At 57.2% G+C, this 19,126-nt stretch carries 16 protein-coding genes; 11 read left to right on the forward strand and 5 right to left on the reverse strand.

Annotated features, from left to right (window positions below; genetic code table 11):
• Positions 1–73: 73 nt before the first annotated feature.
• From ACFO3S_RS21685 to ACFO3S_RS21705, 5 genes are all read right to left on the reverse strand, one after another.
• Complete coding sequence (locus ACFO3S_RS21685; protein WP_378100352.1) at positions 74–1,687, reverse strand: ABC transporter substrate-binding protein; 1,614 nt, start codon at positions 1,685–1,687, stop codon at positions 74–76.
• A gap of 529 nt (positions 1,688–2,216) precedes the next feature.
• A complete protein-coding gene (locus tag ACFO3S_RS21690) occupies positions 2,217–3,443 on the reverse strand; it encodes an MFS transporter (protein WP_378100355.1) in 1,227 nt (408 codons plus the stop codon).
• A 428-nt stretch (positions 3,444–3,871) separates the two neighbouring features.
• Complete coding sequence (locus ACFO3S_RS21695; protein WP_378100357.1) at positions 3,872–4,654, reverse strand: TerC family protein; 783 nt, start codon at positions 4,652–4,654, stop codon at positions 3,872–3,874.
• Between the two features lie 279 nt (positions 4,655–4,933).
• Positions 4,934–6,463, reverse strand: a complete 1,530-nt coding sequence (locus tag ACFO3S_RS21700; protein ID WP_378100359.1) for a response regulator transcription factor — start codon at positions 6,461–6,463, stop codon at positions 4,934–4,936.
• The gene (locus ACFO3S_RS21705; protein WP_378100361.1) at positions 6,464–8,236 is read right to left on the reverse strand and encodes a sensor histidine kinase; all 1,773 of its coding nucleotides are present in this window, start codon (positions 8,234–8,236) and stop codon (positions 6,464–6,466) included.
• A gap of 164 nt (positions 8,237–8,400) precedes the next feature.
• Between ACFO3S_RS21705 and ACFO3S_RS21710 the strand changes: the two genes are divergently transcribed.
• The 11 genes from ACFO3S_RS21710 to ACFO3S_RS21760 all read left to right on the forward strand — a co-directional run bounded on the left by ACFO3S_RS21710 (position 8,401) and on the right by ACFO3S_RS21760 (position 19,015).
• A complete protein-coding gene (locus tag ACFO3S_RS21710; RefSeq protein WP_378100363.1) occupies positions 8,401–9,759 on the forward strand; it encodes an ABC transporter substrate-binding protein in 1,359 nt (452 codons plus the stop codon).
• Between the two features lie 54 nt (positions 9,760–9,813).
• Positions 9,814–10,683 carry a carbohydrate ABC transporter permease gene (locus ACFO3S_RS21715; RefSeq protein WP_378100365.1) on the forward strand — a complete coding sequence of 290 codons (870 nt, stop codon included), beginning with the start codon at positions 9,814–9,816 and terminating at the stop codon, positions 10,681–10,683.
• Between the two features lie 5 nt (positions 10,684–10,688).
• On the forward strand, positions 10,689–11,507 hold the full coding sequence (locus ACFO3S_RS21720) for a carbohydrate ABC transporter permease (RefSeq protein ID WP_378100367.1): 819 nt from the start codon (positions 10,689–10,691) through the stop codon (positions 11,505–11,507).
• 197 nt (positions 11,508–11,704) lie between these two features.
• Positions 11,705–12,607 (forward strand): aldo/keto reductase, encoded by a 903-nt coding sequence (locus tag ACFO3S_RS21725; RefSeq protein WP_378100369.1) that lies wholly within the window; start codon positions 11,705–11,707, stop codon positions 12,605–12,607.
• A gap of 259 nt (positions 12,608–12,866) precedes the next feature.
• Complete coding sequence (locus ACFO3S_RS21730) at positions 12,867–13,919, forward strand: NAD(P)/FAD-dependent oxidoreductase (RefSeq protein WP_378100371.1); 1,053 nt, start codon at positions 12,867–12,869, stop codon at positions 13,917–13,919.
• Positions 13,920–14,566: 647 nt separating this feature from the next.
• Positions 14,567–15,403, forward strand: a complete 837-nt coding sequence (locus ACFO3S_RS21735; protein WP_378100373.1) for a helix-turn-helix transcriptional regulator — start codon at positions 14,567–14,569, stop codon at positions 15,401–15,403.
• A 109-nt stretch (positions 15,404–15,512) separates the two neighbouring features.
• Entirely contained in the window at positions 15,513–16,541 is a 1,029-nt protein-coding gene (locus ACFO3S_RS21740) for an ABC transporter substrate-binding protein (RefSeq protein WP_378100375.1), read from the forward strand.
• Between the two features lie 98 nt (positions 16,542–16,639).
• Positions 16,640–16,915: a DUF2277 domain-containing protein gene (locus ACFO3S_RS21745; RefSeq protein WP_378100377.1), complete on the forward strand. Its 276-nt coding sequence runs from the start codon at positions 16,640–16,642 to the stop codon at positions 16,913–16,915.
• Between the two features lie 251 nt (positions 16,916–17,166).
• The gene (locus ACFO3S_RS21750; RefSeq protein WP_378100379.1) at positions 17,167–17,664 is read left to right on the forward strand and encodes a DinB family protein; all 498 of its coding nucleotides are present in this window, start codon (positions 17,167–17,169) and stop codon (positions 17,662–17,664) included.
• A 56-nt stretch (positions 17,665–17,720) separates the two neighbouring features.
• Entirely contained in the window at positions 17,721–18,716 is a 996-nt protein-coding gene (locus ACFO3S_RS21755; RefSeq protein ID WP_378100381.1) for a helix-turn-helix transcriptional regulator, read from the forward strand.
• A complete protein-coding gene (locus ACFO3S_RS21760; protein ID WP_378100383.1) occupies positions 18,713–19,015 on the forward strand; it encodes a putative quinol monooxygenase in 303 nt (100 codons plus the stop codon). Before ACFO3S_RS21755 ends, ACFO3S_RS21760 begins: the two co-directional genes overlap by 4 nt.
• Positions 19,016–19,126 lie beyond the last annotated feature (111 nt).

Here is a 19,126-nt window from a genome sequence, read left to right on the forward strand (position 1 = left end):
CAATCGATAATGATTCTCAATGAAACTATACAAGGTATTCGGTCATACGACTACGTACAGAAATGATATTCGCTCATGCAAATTTGTGATTAGGCAACAGTCGACGCGTCAATATTTTCAATTGCGCCTGCGTGGAGAGCGGATCATACCCGCAGAAAAGATCGGGCTCATGCAGCCAATAAAGCTTCTTGTTGCGAACGGCCTCCATCTCCGACCATCGACGCGATTGGAACAGACGTTGAAGGTAGGGACGGGATCCGGGAGAGGAGGGGGTTCCGGTTATGAAAATATGATCGGCCTTGTGCAAGTAAAGCTCCTCGACCGACGCCTCTACGTAGCCGTGAGCGGTCCAGTGCGGACTTGGTGGCCGGAATCCGAGATCCCCGTAAAGAATGTGCGCGCCTCTTCCGTAGCTGCCGCTGCATGCGTACGCCTTGCCGTGCGCTATCTCCCATACGATGGCGGTTCCCCTGTCTCCCAGCTTCTCGTCCAGTGCTTGATTGATCCGATCGATTTGTTCGTCGTAACCGGCCAGCCACTGCTCGGCTTCTTTTGCTTTATTCAGCATATTGGCGATCACAAGCAGCTGATCTCGCCAGCTCATCGTACGGAACGGCAGTGCGACGATGGGAGCAAGCGGAAGCAAGCTCGTATTCTCCGTCGCGGTGTTGTAATGAATGATCATGTCCGGCCGGGCTTCGGACACCGCATCGTATAAGGTGGAGGCGGTGTGCCCGTCGGGGTTCAGCGCAGTTCCGGACCTCGCATGCATCCGGGCTTTGTTCTTCTCCAGCCAGGAAGTATAGACGCCAAGCTCCGGCGTTTGGCCGAGCGCCATCAGAATGCCGGTATGATTCAGATTCAGCGCGGCTATCCGCTTAGGCTTGTGCCGGAAGGCAGTTGGAGACATCCCGACGACCTCCTTGAATTTGCGGCTTAAATACGGACCTTCTTTGAAGCCGACTTGATGCGCCAGCGCATTCAGCCTGGTATTGTCCACGAGCATGCGGCTTTGGGCATTGCGAATCCGCAGCATCGTCAAGTAGTCCATGAAGGTGCGGCCGGTATGCTTGCGAAACGCGCGGGAAAAATGCTCCGGACTGACGTTCGCCCTCTCCGCCAGTTGCTCCCTCGTCAGATCCTCGTTGTAATTGGCTTCGATAAACTGCACCGCCTGAGCCAGCCAACCTTCGGCTGATGCCCGTTCCGCTGCCAGATCCTGATAGAGCCCGGCCAGCAGACGGCTGAACAGCAATTGCACCCGATAAGGCTGATCCTCATCCGGCAGATCCTGCCAGGCGATATGCAACTCGGCGGCCAGCCTCAAGCTGCCGACCGAGCAGTGGCGCACCGTCTCGAATTCCGTACCGGAGCAGCGATCGGCGGCGCTTGACGGATAGTGGACGAATTCAATATAGAGCCCCTGTAAGGAAGTGCTCGGATCGACGGCGACAGCTTGCGAAGAGGGGCGGCCAAGCAGCGTAAATCCGCGAGTCGCATGATGCTGCTGATCGCAAATATACAGAGGTCCCTGCCCTCCCCAAACGAGGAGAAGCTGGGAGCGGCCCGGAAGCGGTTCTAGGGGGCCTGAAGCAGCATATTCGGCAAGCCCGTCAATCCGCATAGGGATGGCATTAGGATGCGGGAAAGAGGACTCGGGAGAAGGGATTAAAGGACTAAGCGGCATCGTATTCTGCACTCCTCTAGCGAATAATCTTTATGGCCATAGATCCGGAAGCAGCTCCAGCGTCAATCGACTCGTAAACGCGTCGTCCGAATGCCAGAACGAATCCATAATTTATGATAATGATAATCATTGTCTTTCTCTCTATTTTAGAATACACCGGGTTCTTCAGGAACGGCAATGGACGAGATTGCTGAGAGTGAACTTAGATGCGGGGGTGAACGGGGTGGGAGCGATCCGTTTCCCTGGGGACGCGATTCATGCGGGAGGGACCTCTCCGTAAAACTTGGATTTCTACCGTCAACAGGGCGTCATCATACGCGCGGCCAATGAAAAAGGTGGCATTCCAATAAGCAGCGTTGCTGGACAAAGAAAAGGGGATGTGCCTCCTGAAGACTGCTCATACGCTCCTGAAGGGTTTACTCATTCAGGTTTCAGGAGCGTATTGCATCGGAGGAGGCACATCCCCTGTCATTTATCATCGCCACTTGAAGTACTTATGGGAGAGCCCCGAGACCGACAAGGGGCATATTTACGGCTGGGGATCGGGATCGGGATCGGAAACCTGCAGTTTCTTGAAGCCGGCCAAGAGTAACGCTCCGGTCAGCACGGTCGCCACCCCCGACCAGAAAAACCACGTTTGAATCCCGTATTTGTCCACGATCGGACCGGCCATCAGCAGCCCGACCGGGGAAGCGAGCAGCATGACGCTGGTGACGAGCGAGATGACGCGGCCCAGCATTTCCGGCTCGTACGCTTTCTGAATCATCGCCATGTAAGGCCCGTTGAAGAACGGGGAGGCCGCTCCCATCAGGAACGACATTACGGCGAACAGCAAGAAGGCGCCCGGTCCGATCGCCCCGCTGATCAGGCAGGTCAGGCCGATGACGAACAGACTCCAGCAGATATAGGTGATATCCTTCCACTTCGAGGCCAGAACGGCCAGCAGCAATCCGCCGAGAATCATCCCGATGCTGAATATCGCTTCGATCAGACTGGCGCTGTATCCGCCTCGGCCGAAGTGGGACAGCGTCATGAAGGGAAACAGCGTGGCCAGCGGCATGAACGCGATGCCGAAGACTGCGGCAGCCGCAGTAACGACGACGATGGCCCGCGCTTGAATGAAGGTCCGCCATCCCAGCTTGAACTCCTGCAGAAAATGAGGCGCTTGCCGAGACTCCGGCTTCGGTTGGCGGATGGGAACGTACAGGAGCATAAGATTCGCCAGCACCGCGCCGGCGACATCCAGAAACAGCACGACGCCCAGGGAGGTCGCCGAGTATACGGCGATGCCGAGCGCGGGGCCGATGACGGTCGATACCGAGAACACCATCTGATGCCAGCCCGCTACCCGGGTCAATTGATCCTCGGGAGCCAGAAGCGGTATGGCCGCTTGCAGGGCCGGGGCGTGAAAGGCGGAGGCGATGGAACGCACGAGCAGGATCAAGTAGACGAATCCGAGGCTGGGTTCGCCGAAATAGGCATACACGCCCAGAATCAGACTGAACAGGGCGATGGCGCTATCGGCCGCGATCATCGTCAGCTTGCGGTTCCATCTGTCGAGCCATACGCCGATGAAAGGGCCGAGAAGCGCTTGCGGCAGAAGACCGACCAGACCGGCCGTAGTCAGCACAACGGCTGATTGCGTCGTTGCCGTCAAATGCCAGATGATCGAGAACTGCACCATGGTGCTCGTCAAGATAGAGAAGATCTGTCCGGTGAACAGAATCGCGAACGTTTTTTTCCAATGGGTCGACACCAAAAAAACCATCCCTTCGTTATAAAAGATAAAGCCATAAAATGGAACACAAATAAGCCCACTCCGTTTTTGCGAAAAAAAACGGCCGAGCAGCCCGGTTCATTCTAGCCTTACCTTAAACGCATGGAATGGATCACCAAGTCCGACACCTCCAAGAAAGCTAATGTCAGTGTATCAGCCGCGGAGCGTCGTTTCAACAGGGAAAAGATAGAGGGTTGCCGTTGCGGCGAAGGAGACTGAAAGACAAGCGCGCCGGGCGGGAGGTTGAACGACAGCGGAAAAGTCGGGATAATACAGTGGGGAGGTGGGGACATGAATCCCGAGATCGTTACCCTTGTGACAGGGGGAAACATGAAAACGGTCGACCAGGATAAAGCCTCCTGACCGACCGTTTTCATTTGTTTAACTGTGTCAGCTCTCTGTCGGCGTTACGCCGCCCGGACGGATTCGTTATCTTTATTTTTCTTGCCCGACAGAAACCAGCCGCTCAAGGCGATAATCAGCAGTACGGCGTAGAAGGTGAGCTTCCAGCCGGTCGATTCCGCGAAATCGTGCGGGATGACGTGCAGTGAAGGATGCGCGAGCGTATGAACCGCCAGCTTGACGCCGACCCAGCCGACGATGACGAACGCGGCAATCTCCAGGGAAGGTCGGGCCTCGAGCAGCTTGACGAACAGATTCGCGGCGAACCGCATAATGAGGAGGCCGATGAAGCCGCCGAGAAAAATGACGATGAAGTGTCCGCCGTCCATTCCCCCGATCTTGGGCAGGTTCGTCGTCGGCAGAGCGACGGCGAGCGCGACGGCGGCCAGGATGGAGTCGATCGCGAAGGCGATATCCGCCACCTCGACCTTAAACACCGTCATCCAGAAGCCGGACTGCTTTTTCCCCTCCTTGGCCTCGACGCTCTTCTCTTCCTTTTTCACGATAACTTTACGGAAGATGTGGTTCAGCGCGATAAACAGCAGATAAAGCGCTCCGAGCGCCTGGACCTGCCATACATCCACCAGGAACGAAATGGCGAACAAAGAGGCGAAACGAAATACGAACGCGCCGGCCAGACCGTAGAACAAAGCCTTCTTTCGCTGATTCTCGGGCAAGTGCTTCACCATAATCGCCAGCACGAGCGCATTGTCGGCAGCCAGCAAGCCCTCCAGCGCAATCAATACGAGCAGAACCCATCCGTACTCCAGCAGCAATTCGAAACCCATGTCTACTCCTCCTTGAACGAATAAGATGAGCCTACCGTTTTTTCTTCCCAAGAACGCGAAGAGACCTTCGCCTCATTGGACAAAGGTCTCGCTAACAGCACCATGACGGCAATGCCAATAAAGCCGGAGAGCGGACGCTCTCGTATTGACGACTTTTATTGTACAGCTACTCCCCTTTGGAGTCGATCTATTCAGTTTCGGCAAGCTTCAGGAGAATAATACGTGCGGCTGGATTCAAGGTTTCAGATGATGAGCGGACAATTTCTGTCGAATTGTCCTTCAGCATGAGCTTCGGTACTCTGTAGGCGTTAAGCCTACGGAGGCTTTAAACACCTTCGAGAAATAATGCCGATCCGCATAGCCGACGATGTCCGCAATATCCTTGATCGGAATTTCGGGCTGCATCGCAAGCAGCTCCATAGATTTGCTCACCCTAAGCTCCGTCAGGTATTCCACGAACGAGCAGCCCTTGTAAATACGGAAAAGGTTGCAGAGATAGGTGCTCGAGATGCCGAACTCCTCCGTCAGCGTCGGCAGGCCCAGCGGCTCGTCGAGTCGTGCGGCGATATATTGCAGAATACGGTTGAACAAGGCTTCGCTCTTTTTCTCGCTGGACGAGCCGGTCGGCTTGACAGCGGACTGCAACCAGTCGGAGAACGCTTCGCCGGCTTCCGCGTAGCCGGAGGAAGCGTATAGCAGATCCCGGATAGCCGCTTCCGTCTTCAGCCGTGCGAGCGGTTGCGGCGTTTCTTCATTTGCCCTCGCCGTCTCTGCGATTTTCCTCAGAACCATCTCCGCGAATTCGGAAGGGCAAGCCTCGTTGTCCCATTGTTCGCACAATCGAAGCACGGCTTCCCGGAAGCCGGTCCACTCGCCCCTCCTGATTTTGTACTCCAGCATTTTCTCCTGAGCGTCCGTCGGCCAGCGGCCAATGAAGCCGCTTGGGCCGTCGCCTTCTTCGGGCGGCACCAGAATGCTTCTGCCGATCACTTGGCGGCTGTCGATTCGCCGCGACAGCTCTCTGGCTGCGCGCCCGATCTTCGAAGGGCCGTCCAGGGGGCCGCAGACCGCGACGATGGAGAAGGCGTCGGACTTGGAATAACGGCTTAACAGGCGTTGGCCAAAGTCGATCAGCCTATCCCGGCCACAGCGCTCCAGGGAGCAGACGAAGAGCAGTCCGCGTTTGTTCGTACCGGGAAATACCCATATGTTCTCGCCGGAGCCGAGATGCGGGGTCAGGCTTTCCAGATGCTCGGAGCCGCTCAGCAGCAGATTGTCGTATAGCAGCGGATTGAAGTGCATGTCTCTGCTGTTCGCGGCGAGCAGCCCGATTGCTCCCGGGAAGCCGGGGCGCTCGTGCTGACCGTCTTCGATATAGCTTTGCACGACGTTTCTCAATTGAAGATAAGTCTGCTCTTTCATCTGCTTGAGCGTTTCCCTGAGAATGTCGTCGACCGCCTCCCGCTCGATCGGTTTGATCAAATAATCGGCGACTTGAGCGCGCAGCGCCGTGCGCGCGTAGTCGAATGAGGGGTAGCCGCTTACGATAATCACCGTGATCTGCGGCTGCTTGTCGTGGATAGCCTGTGCGAGCTGAAGACCGTCCATTCCGCTCATGCGAATATCCGTAAAAATGAGATCGGGGGCAGCTTCCTCCAGGAGGGAGAGCGCCTCCTCCGCATCGTAGCACTCCGCGACGAATTCCGCAGAGCAGCCGATTCGCTCGCACCTTTCCGTCACGATTTCCTTCAGATGATAGAGGAAAACGGGCTCGTCGTCGACGAGCATGATTCGGATCGGACGATTCATTTATAACTCCTCCAATCTTGAAATCAGCGCACCCCGGAGGATGACCCTCGCTCCCCCTTCGGGAGCGTTGCCGACATCGTAGGAAAACCCTGCCCTCCGGCTCAGCCTTAGCCGAACCAGCGCGCTGGTCAACCCCATTCCTCCAAGCTCGAGAGCCGGCGGGGCTTCCGGTTGGCTGGTCTGCAACCGGTTCATATAATCTTCGATGGTGCGCTGCAGCTCCCGGAGCGAGCCGTCCGGAAACCCTCGACCGTTGTCGCGGATTTCCAGCTCCCAGCGGTCGCGCTCCAGCCTCCCCAGAACCTCGATTCGCATCCGCTTGATATCGTTTCCGAACCCGTGCTGCAGGCAATTCTCGACGATCGGCTGCACGGTGAGCTTGGGGACGGTCAGCTCCATTATTTCGGCTGGAACGTCGAACCTGTACTCCAGTCTGTGCAGATAGCGGAATTTCATCAGATTCAAGTAATTTTCCGTAAAATCCAGTTCCTCCCTCAGGGAAGCGCTCAGAGAGTCCGTCGAGACGGCATATCTCAAAAACCGGGAGAGCTTGCGGCTAATGACGGCGGCCGAACCCGAACCGGAGCCTTCCTTGTCCGCCATAATAGCGATAACGCCAAGCATGTTGAACAGGAAGTGGGGATTGATCTGCGCCTGAAGCGTTTGGAAGTGGGACTGCAGCTGCAGCGTTCGAAAGCGAAGCTTATCTTCCATCGCCAGCTTGATCCGATCGTTCATTTTCTGGAACGAGCGGCGCAAGGATTCGATTTCGTTCATTCTGTATTTGTTCTCGATATGAACCTCCTGCTGGTCGTCGTCCAGCTTGACGGCATCCATAACCTGCTTCAAGGATGTGATCGGACGGCTGAGCAGCTTGGCCAAAAAATAATAAAAAGCGACAGAAACCGCGATCAGAAGCAGCACGCTCAAAATCATCACGTTGCGAAAAATAAGCAGGGGAGCGAACAGTTGCTTCTCGGGGACGGCGGTAACGACGGAGAACGCCGGGAAGTCGGTCGCTTGCTTGACCGCGAACACTCCCTGCTCCTGTAGCGGATTCTTTTTGTCGGAGATTAAGCTCTCCGGCAGCGATTCTACGGCCATTGAACCTTCGCTGGAATAGACGACCCGGCCCTGACGGAGAATGAAGACGGAGGCTCCGGGCATATTTCCCGCTTTCTCCTGATCGACTATCGCATTCGGCTTAAGCACAGCCTCCAGATAGCCCAGTCCGCGGCCCTCCCACTGCAGCTTGCGGATGAGGGAGAACGAAGGCGGGGCGCCACCGGCTAGAAGAATGGGCCCGCCTTTCGCCTCATCGGCTTCGTCGTAGAAGTCGGAGAAGCCGCCGGGAACGGCAGAAGGCGTAAAGGCGGCCTGCTTGGAGAACAGCTCGCCGTCCGCCGTATAAAGATTCAACCGGTCGATGCTTTTATAGGCGTTGATCGAGATCAGCATAAAGTTGTTGATCGATTTTCTGGCTTCCAGATCGGCTTTTGTATTCGCGGCCTCTCTTTTGAGCATCAAGTAGTCCGCCAGAGTCGAACGGGTCTGGTCGTAGCTGTTGTAGAGCAGGAAGCTCATGTTGTCGAACATGTTCAGCTGCGAGGAGAGATTGCTGGCCACGCTGCCGGTCAGCTGTTCCACGCTGGTGATAATATTGCGCTCGATGCTCTTCTTGAAATAGAAATACATCGGAAAACTGACGGACAGCATAAGCGCGATCAACGTTAACGAATAAACGAGAAAGAGCTTGGTTCGGAAGCTTCTCATGCGATTCACTCTCCTCACCTGTCATCATAACAAAATAGCTGGACGAAATCGTTTAATATTTTCCCCCGTTCTTGTGTCAGAATCACCATTTACTCGCTTCATGTGAAAGGACTATCATGACAGTGCAAGTGATCATTACTACACTTCACAGGGGGGAATGCAGCATGACGCACTTGAAAGCGGGCAAGCTGTTCGCGGCGGCTACGATGCTCGCTGTGACGGCTGCCCTGACGGCGTGCGGAGGCGGCGACGGGGGCAGTAACGCGGTGTCGACGGGAGGGGAAGCAAGCCCGAGCGGAGGTTCGGGTGAGACTGCGCCTGAAACGGTACAGATCAAAATGCTCGGACATGCCACCTGGTTTGTGCAGGGAATGGAGGCCATTATTCCGGAGGCCAAGAAGAACGGCTTCGATCTGGTGATCGAGAAGGTGCCGGAAGGCGACGACGGGGCCAATCTGATGAAAACCCGCTTTGCCACGAACGATAAGCCGGATATTTTGTTCTACCAGAACGGGATATCGATCAACCATGGCTTCGGCGTGCCGGGCGACGTGTTCGTCGCCCAGGACGACCAGCCCTGGATGGAGAACTTCGACAAGGACGCCTGGAAAAATTTGATGGACACGCTGGAGGACGGCCATTGGTACGGCGCTCCGTACGGTGGAACCGACATGGGAATGGTTCTCTATAACAAAAAGCTGTTCCAGGAACTGAATCTTCAGGTTCCGACGACAATGGACGAGTTTTGGAAGGTGGCTGAAGCGCTCAAGGCGGCAGGCAAAACGCCGGTCTACTTCTCCGGTCAGGATGCCTGGACGGTTCAACTTCCGATTCTGCTGTCCGGCGCTTCCCGTCAAGGAGCGGAGCTCATTCCGCTCATGAACGAGAACAAGGCGAAGATGACGGAGTGGACGGATCGCAAGGTCGGCATGCAATTCATCAAAGAGGCGGTCGAAAAAGGCTTCGCCAATGCCGACATTCTGTCCTCCACCTATGACAACGCTCAGAAGGCGCTCGCCAGCGGAGAGGCGGGCATGTACCATATGGCGACTTGGGTCATGAACGAGATCGTCACGAAATATCCGGAAGGCGTGGAGGACATCGGAGCGTTCGTCATGCCTTACAAAGGGGGAGGGCAGGACCTGGCCGCCATCTGGGCGCCGAAGGCGATGTATATCGTTAAGGGAGAGAACCAGAACGACGCGCAGCGCTTCGTGAACTGGTTCGAGCAGCCGGCCGTCCAGGACGTTTTCTTCGCGAAGCAGGGCGGTATCCCTGCCATCAAGGGCGTTAAGCAAACAAGCCTGACGCCGGCCGAGCTGGATGCGAAGAAATATTTGGACGAAGGCCGAGCGATCGCCAACGTGCCCTACCCGATCAAGTTCAACTCCGACGCGAACCTGCCGACATACGCTCAAGAACTGTTTGTCGAAGGCGGCAAGACGCCCGATCAGGCGCTCGAAGCGCTGCAGAAGGATATGGAAGCGGATGCGAAGGCGAAAGGCGACCCGAACTTCAAATAATCGAAGGGGAGCTTCTTCCGGTGAAGAAGCTCCCTTCCGTTCCAAGGAGCGCTTATGTTAAAGAAACAATATTACTCCTACTGGCTGATGTCTCCGGGGCTGCTCATTTTTTTCGTCTTTTTCATCGTGCCCGCCTTAATGGGCTTTTACTTCGCGTTTACCGACCTGAATGCCTCGTTCAAGGTAACCCGATTCGTCGGATTCGCTAACTTCATCGCCCTGTACGAGAACTCCAGCCATCTGTTGGCATTTAAAAACACTTTTATTTTCGCGGTTGTCACGACCGTCTTTAAGATCGGCCTCGGGCTGCTCCTTGCCATTCTGGCGAACCAGCATCTGAAGAGCCGTCTCCTGCTTCGTTCGGTTCTGTTCTTTCCGGTCGTGCTGAGCACGATCGCTGTCGCGATCGCATTTAAAGCGATCTACCATCCCAGCACGGGGATATTGAACGTTTTTTTGCGCGCCGTCGGACTCGATTCTCTGGCTATGAGCTGGCTGACCGACCCCGCTCTTGTCATGTATTCGATCTCCTTCGTAGAAATTTGGAAATGGACCGGCTTTTCGATGATGCTTTTCCTGGCCGCTCTGCAATCGATGCCGCAGGAAGTAACCGAAGCCGCCAAAATAGACGGAGCAACCTCCTGGCAGCACTTCCGCTACATTACGCTTCCGATGGTGACCCCGGTCATGAATACGAATGTCATTCTTAGCGTGATCGGGGGCTTGAAGGTGTTCGACATCGTCTACGCGCTGACTGGGGGAGGGCCGGGCAACGCTTCGAACGTCATCAACACCGCCGTGTTCAAGGCTTTCGCGGCCGGGCGCAACGGAGAGGCGACGGCGGCGAACCTGGTTCTGTTCGTCGTGATCCTGATCGCGGTTCTAAGCTTGAACAAAGTGATAAATCGAGAAGCAAGCAGGTGAAGAAAATGAGAAGAGGCGCACAGGCCGCATGGGAGCTTGTATCCCTCGTTTGCATTGCCATCGTCGGAATCCCGCTGTATTTCGTCATCGTTAACGCCTTCAAGACGAAGGCCGAAGCCGCTGAGATGAGTCTCGCCCTTCCCGGGCAATGGAACATCGCGGACAATTTAAGAGACGTATTCGCGGCGGCCAGAATTCCCCAAGCCTTCTGGAATACGTTCGTCATTACCGCCATAGGGGTCGTTCTGATCGTCGTTCTGTGCTCGGTGTCGGCGTTCGTGATTCAGAGAAGGGATACGAGACTGACGAGGCTGGTGCAGCAGATTCTGGTTGTCGGCCTCATTCTTCCAACTATGATCATTACCACGTATTACGTGGTCGACTTTTTCGAGCTGGTGCGCACGTATGCCGGCGTCATTTTGCTGTTCATTGCGGGTAATTACGCCTTTTTCACCTACCTGTATGTTTCGTTTATGCACGGCATACCGAGGGATCTGGACGAGGCGGCGATTATTGACGGGGTCGGAAAGCTTAGGCTGTTCTTTGTCGTTCTTTTTCCGCTGCTCCTTCCGGTCAACGCGTCCGTGCTGATTCTGGCATCGATGAACATCTGGAACGACTTTACGATCCCGTTCTACTTCCTTAATACGGCGGATCGGTATACGCTGAGCCTGCTGATTTATTTCTTTTTCGGGCAGAAGGCGGCCGACTGGAACCTCGTGTTTATGACGATTCTGATCGTCTCGCTCCCCGTCGTGCTGCTGTATCTGTTCCTGCAGCGCTATATCGTTGCCGGGATGACGGCGGGATCGGTAAAAAGCTGATTGACGGCGGAGCACATGATCGCGGGAGCCCCCCCCCATTGCCGAGCTGTTGCGCGCCGGATTAGCGGCAATCTAGGCTTTTATCGCGATGTATCGGATTATTTTGCGATAACCGGAAAGAATCTCGTTTATAATGAGATCAGGAACGAGAGTGCTGCAGTCGGCGCGAATGGCTGGAAGAAAGGAATGAGCACGCGATGAAAATGAACCGATTGGGCGCTTCGGAACTGCTCGTCGGCGAGATCGGGCTCGGGTGCATGTCCTTGGGCACGGAGGAGCAGAAGGCGATCGGACTTATCCACGAGGCGCTGGATCGCGGCGTCAACCTGCTGGACACGGCTGACCTGTACGACGAGGGACGCAACGAGGAAATCGTCGGCAAGGCGATTCGAGGAAGGCGAGACCAGGTCGTGCTCGCCACGAAGGTCGGCAACCGGCGGATCCCCGGGCGGGAGGGATGGATCTGGGATCCTTCCCGGGAATATGTGATGTCCGCGGTTAAGGAAAGCTTGAGAAGACTCGGCACGGACTATATCGACTTGTACCAGCTGCACGGGGGCACACTGGACGATCCCATAGACGAGACGATCGAAGCTTTCGAACGGCTGAAGCGGGAAGGGGTGATCCGCGAGTACGGCATCTCCTCGATTCGTCCCAACGTCATCCGGGAGTATGCGGCCCGATCCTCCATCGTCAGCGTGATGAATGCGTACAGCATCGTCGACCGCCGGGCGGAGGAAGCGGTACTGCCCCTTCTTCAGGAGCGGGGAATCAGCGTCGTGGCCAGGGGGCCTCTGGCCAGAGGGGCGCTGGCGGCGAATCGGGAGCCTTCCCGAAGCGTCCCCGACTACGAGCTGGAGGAGCTTAAGGCGCTTCGCGAGCGGCTGCGGGCTCTGGAGACGCCCGGGCGTAGCCTTACCCAGCTGGCGATCCGTTATTCGCTCGCTCATCCTGCGGTCGCTGTCGCCATTCCCGGAGCAAGCTCGCGGGAGCAGCTGCTGCAGAATATCGCGGCAGCGCAGACGCCGGAGCTGTCGCCGGAAGAGGTTGCGGCGATCCGCGGCTTCAGCAAGCCGAACGTATACGCCGATCATCGCTGATCGGCAGACCAAGCACGTCCGGAACGCCCCCGGACGTGCTTGTTCGCGTGTCGGGGAAACGGTGGAAATTATTCCAATAATGATTTTCATTCTCAATGATAATATGATACAATGAATCCCGAAGAGGATCGAACGGAGAGCTGCGCCGCCGGCCGCCAAGCCGCAAACGAACGGAGGAGCAGCGCCGCCGGCCGCCAAGCCGGCAAACGTTCGGTCGGCGTGTCTGCAACGATAGACGATGAGGGAGAGAGAGACGGATATGAGCATGAGAGATCTCTACGATGTCACCATTATCGGAGGAGGCCCGGCCGGGCTGTTCTCCGCTTTCTATAGCGGGTTGCGCGGGATGAAGACGAAGATCATCGAGTTCCAGACGTTCCTGGGCGGGAAGGTGAACGTCTACCCGGAGAAGATGATCTGGGATGTCGGCGGCTTAACGCCGATTCCGGGAGAGAAGCTGATCGAGCAGCTGATCGCACAGGGGACGACCTTCCACCCGGAGGTCGTGCTGGGAGAGAAGGTGACCTCCATCTCCAGAGGCGAGGACGGCATTTTTACGCTGCATACGGCGTCGGGAGCCGCGCATCATTCCAGAACGGTCATATTGGCCGTCGGGGGCGGCATTCTGAAGCCGACGAAGCTGGAGCTCGAGGGCGCCGAGCGGTACGAAGTGACGAACCTGCATTATACGGTCAAATCGCTGGCCCGATTCAAGGGGAAGACCGTGCTCATCTCCGGCGGCGGCAACTCGGCGGTCGACTGGGCGAACGAGCTGGAGCCGATTGCGAAGCGGGTCTACTTGACCTACCGCAAGGACTCGCTGAAGGGACACGAGGCGGAAGTGGAGAAGCTGCTCTCCGGCTCGGTCGTCTGCCTGCTCAACACCGAGATCGAGAAGCTGATCGCAACGCCCGGTCAGGAGGCGATCGAGCGCGTCTTGCTGCGCAACAAGGACGACGGAGCGCAGGTCGAGCTGCCCGTGGACGAAGTGATTATCAATCACGGATACGAGAGAGACAAGGACTTGCTTGCGAACAGCCAGATCAACATCGAGATGAAGAACGAATGGTCGGTCGCGGGAACCCCGATGAGCGAGACGTCCGTTCCGGGCGTATTCGCCGCAGGCGACATTCTCGGCCATGAGGGCAAGCTCCACCTGATCGCCGGTGCGTTCCAGGATGCGGCCAACGCGGTGAACAGAGCGAAACAGTTCATCACCCCGGAAGCGGAAGCCTGGGGAATGGTCTCCTCGCATAACGAGGTCTTCATGGAGAGGAATCGGGAATTGAAGAAGCAGCTGTTCGCGAATTGAGGAAGCAGCTGTTCCGAATAAAGGAGAAGCGAGTTCGAATTTGTCGTCTCCGGGCGCTTTGGCCTTGACGAAGCGCGCATAAAAGCGGATACGCTTGAAAATCTACACTTAATCGTCGCCAATTCGGGTAGTCAGCGTCCGTATCGGCGACGGACGATCATCGCGAACAAAGGCCAACTCTCGCCAACCTACGTGAGCCTATGTGAGCCTATGTCACTCTTTGTGAGCCTACGTGATCCTACGTGAACATACGTGAGCCTAGGTGAACCTATGTCACCCTACGTGAACCTATGTGAACCCGCCAATCTACGTCAACCTATGTCACCCACGTCAACCTGCGTCAACCCGCGAACCTACGCCAATCCAGGCCACCCCCGCCACCCCGCTAACGTAACGGTTGCCAGAGCCGCTAATCGTGCCGTTTTCGCAATGCGGGGATTGTAACGGTTGCAGCAGCGGCTATTTCAGCTGAAAACGCGCCATTTCGCTCGAAACTCCGAAATAAGCGCGACGGCAACCGTTAGCTTTTCTTTTTTCGGAAAAACGATCGATTAAGCGCCACTGTAACCGTTAGACGTTGCCGGCAGGATGCGCGCCGTCGATCGTATACGACAACGGCTTAAGCTGACAACATTGGGAGGAAGGACATGGACGGTTCATACGAGGAGTTGGCGCGCGACTTCGCGAGCGTTCCTCTGGATGTGTACGGCGTATATCGGACGGAGTTGGAGGGCAACCGAGTCTACAGCGGGCATGTCGCCCGGCCGACGACTCGCTGCGGCGTCGTCCTTGCGCTGAGAGGGCGCGCCGACTTCGTATTCGGCGGATCGGAACGCTACGGGCTCGAGCCGGGCAAGGTGCTGCTGGGCGGCCTGGGACAGAGGCTGGAAATCTATCCGGACGAGGGCGGCTTCGAATACGGCCTTGTTCATTACTTGCCGGTACCGCCCGAGCGGGAGGACGCGCGGCGGCTTGTCGAGGCTTCGCTGCTGGAGGCCGCGCTCGACCCGGAGCTTCTGCACGTGCTCGATCGCTTGCTCGAAGCCGCCGCGTCGCCGGACAGCATGGGCATGCTGGAGAAGAAGGCTCTTTTCTATCAACTGATTAACCGCATCCTTCAGTCCGAGCGAATTCGTCGGAACAAGGAAAGCTATTCGTTGATCGACGAGGCGATTCAATATATCCGGGCGCATCATGCCCAGCCGCTTACGCTGGACATGCTGGCGGAGCGCTACCAGATCAAGGCGAAGTATTTCTCGTCCCTGTTTCGCAAGTATGCCGGAATCGGACCGATCGACTATTTGATCCAATACCGGATGAACCGGGCGAACGAGATGCTCATGACGGGACAATTCCCGGTGAGCGTCGTGGCCAAGAGCGTGGGCTATTCGGACGCTTATTATTTCAGCAGATTGTTCAAGAAGCACAAGGGCGTGTCTCCCGGCAAGGTCGGCATGCACCGAAGGCGAAATCATCCATTATAAGTTCGGGAATCTCTCCATTTTCAACAGATCAACAAGGTGTTATCGTTATATTCGACAATGAGAATCGTTATCAAATATAACCTGCGCTATTCTAGAAAGGATGCTCGACATGAGTAAACGTCAACTGCCCTGGGCGGCTATGCTAACGCTTCTGGTTTTGCTGCTGGCCGCCTGTTCGAATTCGGACTCGAAAGGCTCATCGGAGGCTTCCACGTCCCCCTCTCCAACTCCGAGCGAGTCCAGCTCCGCGCCGAGCGAATCGTCCGCTTCGGAGGCTGCCTTCCCCCGCACGATCCAAGCCGCCAACGGAGACGTCGTTATCGAGAAGCAGCCGCAGAGAGTCGCGGTCGTCCACTGGGGCTATACCGACTCGATTCTGCTGTTCGATCTGAAGTCCGTCGGGCTCGCGCTTCCGTTCACCGAGAAGCAATCCGTGCTGCATACGGAGACGTATCAGCCTTACACTGATCGTCTGGACGAGCTGGTCGTCGTCGGAGAGAACACGGCCGTTAATCTGGAGGCGTTGTTGGCTTACGCTCCTGACGTCATTATCGCGGGCAATGCCGTCAACAAGGACATCGTCGATTCCTTGACGAAAATCGCCACGACCGTCGTGCTGGACGAGCAGAAAACGGACGTATGGGGGGATTGGCCCTCCGTCGTGACCGAGTTCGGCCGCATTCTCGGCCAGGAGGAGACTGCCGCAAGCTATATCGCGGATTTCCAGGCCAAGCTGCAGGAGGCGAAGGAGAAGCTGTCCGGCCTCGAAGGCACGGTGGCGTTCCTTCAGATCCGCGCCAAGGAAAGCTGGCTGCAGGGCACGAACTACTTGCCGACCTATTATGAAGGGCTGGGATTGAAGGCGCCGGAATCCGCAGAGATGGCGGACGGCGCGCAGATCTCGCTGGAGGGACTGAGCCAGTTGGATCCGGATTACCTGTTCCTCGGTCAGTTCAACGTATCCGATCCTTCGCTTCCGGCTTTGTCGGACGAATGGCGGCAAAGCGAAGTATGGGCGAAGCTGAAGGCCGTTCAGAACGACCGCGTCTTCGACATCGACGGCCAGCTCGCGCTCGGCTACGGCCCTCTCGGAAGCTCGTACGGGGTTCAAGCCGTTCTGGACGCTTTAAGTCCGTAACCGAATATTCCTCCTTCCTCGGCTCCGCGCGGCTACTTGTTGCGCGGAGCCGATTGCTGGTTAATAATAGCTTTATAAAAAAAGGAAGGTGATCTGCGGTGTGCAGGAACATTAAGACGCTGTTCAATTTCGATCCTCCGGCAACGCCGGACGAGGTGCATGCGGCTTCGCTTCAATTTGTCCGCAAGCTGTCCGGGTTTAACGAGCCCTCCAAAGCGAACGAGGAGGCGTTTCATCTGGCGGTGCGGGAGGTCGGCGAGGCCGCTCAGAGGCTGCTCGATTCGCTGGTCACCCGCGCTCCGTCCCGCGACCGCGCGATCGAGCTTGAGCGTGCCCGCGCCAAGTCCGCCAAACGGTTCGGCACGCCCCGTTAAGCGCTCATTTCCCGTAAGATTCTGTCATCAATCGTGAAAGATGCATTCCTCATTATGATCGCTTTCTCACATCGGAACCAAGACAATGGCTTAGCGAGCCGCGATGCCCTCTCCCCTATTTCTGCTGCATTCCGTGCAGCTTTCATGAACCCGTCCTTAAAATTGTTCTGCTCCCGGAATGACTGACCGTTACTGTCAGGGATAGAAGCTTATACTGTAGCTGCAGTCAAAAAAACGAGGGGGTGTGGAGCATGTTTACGACAATCGAAGCTTTCGTCGCGGAATGGGAGAGCGAGGCGAGGTTAACCGAACGCGTACTGAACGTGCTGACCGACGAGTCGCTGCGGCAGGAGATCTCCCCAGGCCGCCGCACCCTGGGGGGGCTGGCCTGGCATCTGGTCGGCTCCCTCAGATTCATGGCTTCGCTGGGTTTGCCGATTGAAGGAGCGGACGACGACCGGGAAGCGCCGACTCGTGCCTCCGGGATCGCGGAGGCATACCGAAGCATGAGCGCGGCAGTGCTGCGGGCGGTCCGGTCCGAATGGAACGACGGTCGTCTGAGCGAGAAGCAGACGGTGATGGGAGCGGAGTGGAGGAACGGGGACTCCTTGCGGTTTTGCCTGATGCATCAGGCGCATCATCGCGGCCAGATGACGGTGCTGATGAGGCAGGCCGGATTGCGTCCTCCGGAGATCTACGGCCCGACCTATGAAGCATGGATCGACAGAGGCATGGCGCCGCTGGCCTGAAGTGGCGTACAATAGAGTCGATTTCTATTCGCGCGCCGCGAAAGAAGGGTTGAACCGTGACCAAAGCGGATAACATGTTATCGATTCTATGGATGCTTCGTTCCGGTAAGCGGATCACCGCCCGGAAGCTGGCCGAGGAGCTGGAGATCCACGTGCGGACCGTCTATCGGTGCATTGACTCGCTATGCGCGAGCGGAGTGCCGATCGTCGCCGATTCCGGACCGAACGGCGGCTATCGCATTCCGAGCGGGTTCGCCGACTCCCCGATGCTGTTCGATACGGACGAGCGGAAGGGGCTGATCCATGCCGCGGTGTTCGCGCAGGAAGCGGGTTATCCGCATTCGGACGCGCTGGCCAGGGCGGTGGACAAGCTGAAGCGGTACACGAACGAGAAACAGTCGGACCGCCTGCAGCGTCATGCCGGCGGCGTATCGGTCATCTATCCGCCCATGGAGGGCAAGTATCGCGTTTTCCTGCAGACGCTGGAGGAAGCGGCCGGTCAGGGACGAACGCTGGAGATGGAGTACGACCGGGGGAAGGAGCTGGCTTCTCCTCCCCGGCTGTTCGATCCTTACGGCATCGTATACTGGAAAGGATGCTGGTATGCGGTCGGGCATTGCGGCCGTCGGGGAGAACCGCGCAGCTTCCGGGTGGACCGGATTAAAGCGTTAAGAGAGACCAGGCGCCGCTTCGAACGGCCGGCCGATTTCTCCGCCAAAGACTTTCTCCTCGGGAGTCTGCTCCCGGGGGCCGGGTCGCCGGAGCTGGAGACGGTGCGCGTTAAAGCCAAGGAACAGGTGTTGAACGAGCTGTGCCGCCACTGGCTGTTCGGACACGCGCTGACCGAACGCAAGCCGGAGGAGGCCGTGTTCCGCCTGGAACGGTCCACGCTGCACACTTACGTTCCCTATTTTCTGATGCCTTACGGCACGTCGTTGAAGATCGAGTCGGAGCTTCTCGTCAGGAGAATGGCGGAGGCGGGCTCCCGAATCGCCGCGCATTACGAAGAGATGGCAATCGAATCCGAGAGAAGAAGGGAAGAACGCGAATGAGCAAATACGCCATGCTGGGTCAACTGATCGCTCACCCGGGCAAGCGCGACGAACTGGCGGGCCGGCTGCTGGAGTCTGCCGAGACGCTGCAGGGGATGGAGGGCTGCATCTATTACATTATCGGCGAGTCGGCGGACGAGCCGGACGCGCTCTGGGTGACGGAGCTGTGGGAGAGCGAAGAGGCCCATGCCGCCTCTCTGGAAAACGAAAGCGTGCTGGCCGTCATCCAGAGCTGCCGTCCCTTGATCGCAGGCGTCAAGCCCGTCAAGCTTCGTCCGCTGGGCGGCAAGGGCCTATAGCCTGAAGGCGCGTACTGAAGATGTTCGCGACAAACAGCAGCGCCTCCGGAGCCTCCGCGATCGCAATCGGCGTCGCCTGGAGGCTTCGAGAGGCGCTGCGCTTCGTTCATC

The sequence above is a fragment of the Cohnella hongkongensis genome, from assembly GCF_042654645.1.
Lineage (GTDB): Bacteria > Bacillota > Bacilli > Paenibacillales > Paenibacillaceae > Cohnella > Cohnella hongkongensis.

Excerpts from the sequence above, each read along its gene's own strand:
- ACFO3S_RS21685 (WP_378100352.1), bottom strand. The coding sequence starts at position 1,687 with ATGCCGCTTAGTCCTTTAATCCCTTCTCCCGAGTCCTCTTTCCCGCAT.
- ACFO3S_RS21695 (WP_378100357.1), bottom strand. The coding sequence starts at position 4,654 with ATGGGTTTCGAATTGCTGCTGGAGTACGGATGGGTTCTGCTCGTATTG.
- ACFO3S_RS21700 (WP_378100359.1), bottom strand. The coding sequence starts at position 6,463 with ATGAATCGTCCGATCCGAATCATGCTCGTCGACGACGAGCCCGTTTTC.
- ACFO3S_RS21705 (WP_378100361.1), bottom strand. The coding sequence starts at position 8,236 with ATGAGAAGCTTCCGAACCAAGCTCTTTCTCGTTTATTCGTTAACGTTG.
- ACFO3S_RS21710 (WP_378100363.1), top strand. The coding sequence starts at position 8,401 with ATGACGCACTTGAAAGCGGGCAAGCTGTTCGCGGCGGCTACGATGCTC.
- ACFO3S_RS21715 (WP_378100365.1), top strand. The coding sequence starts at position 9,814 with ATGTTAAAGAAACAATATTACTCCTACTGGCTGATGTCTCCGGGGCTG.
- ACFO3S_RS21720 (WP_378100367.1), top strand. The coding sequence starts at position 10,689 with ATGAGAAGAGGCGCACAGGCCGCATGGGAGCTTGTATCCCTCGTTTGC.
- ACFO3S_RS21725 (WP_378100369.1), top strand. The coding sequence starts at position 11,705 with ATGAAAATGAACCGATTGGGCGCTTCGGAACTGCTCGTCGGCGAGATC.
- ACFO3S_RS21730 (WP_378100371.1), top strand. The coding sequence starts at position 12,867 with ATGAGCATGAGAGATCTCTACGATGTCACCATTATCGGAGGAGGCCCG.
- ACFO3S_RS21735 (WP_378100373.1), top strand. The coding sequence starts at position 14,567 with ATGGACGGTTCATACGAGGAGTTGGCGCGCGACTTCGCGAGCGTTCCT.
- ACFO3S_RS21740 (WP_378100375.1), top strand. The coding sequence starts at position 15,513 with ATGAGTAAACGTCAACTGCCCTGGGCGGCTATGCTAACGCTTCTGGTT.
- ACFO3S_RS21750 (WP_378100379.1), top strand. The coding sequence starts at position 17,167 with ATGTTTACGACAATCGAAGCTTTCGTCGCGGAATGGGAGAGCGAGGCG.
- ACFO3S_RS21760 (WP_378100383.1), top strand. The coding sequence starts at position 18,713 with ATGAGCAAATACGCCATGCTGGGTCAACTGATCGCTCACCCGGGCAAG.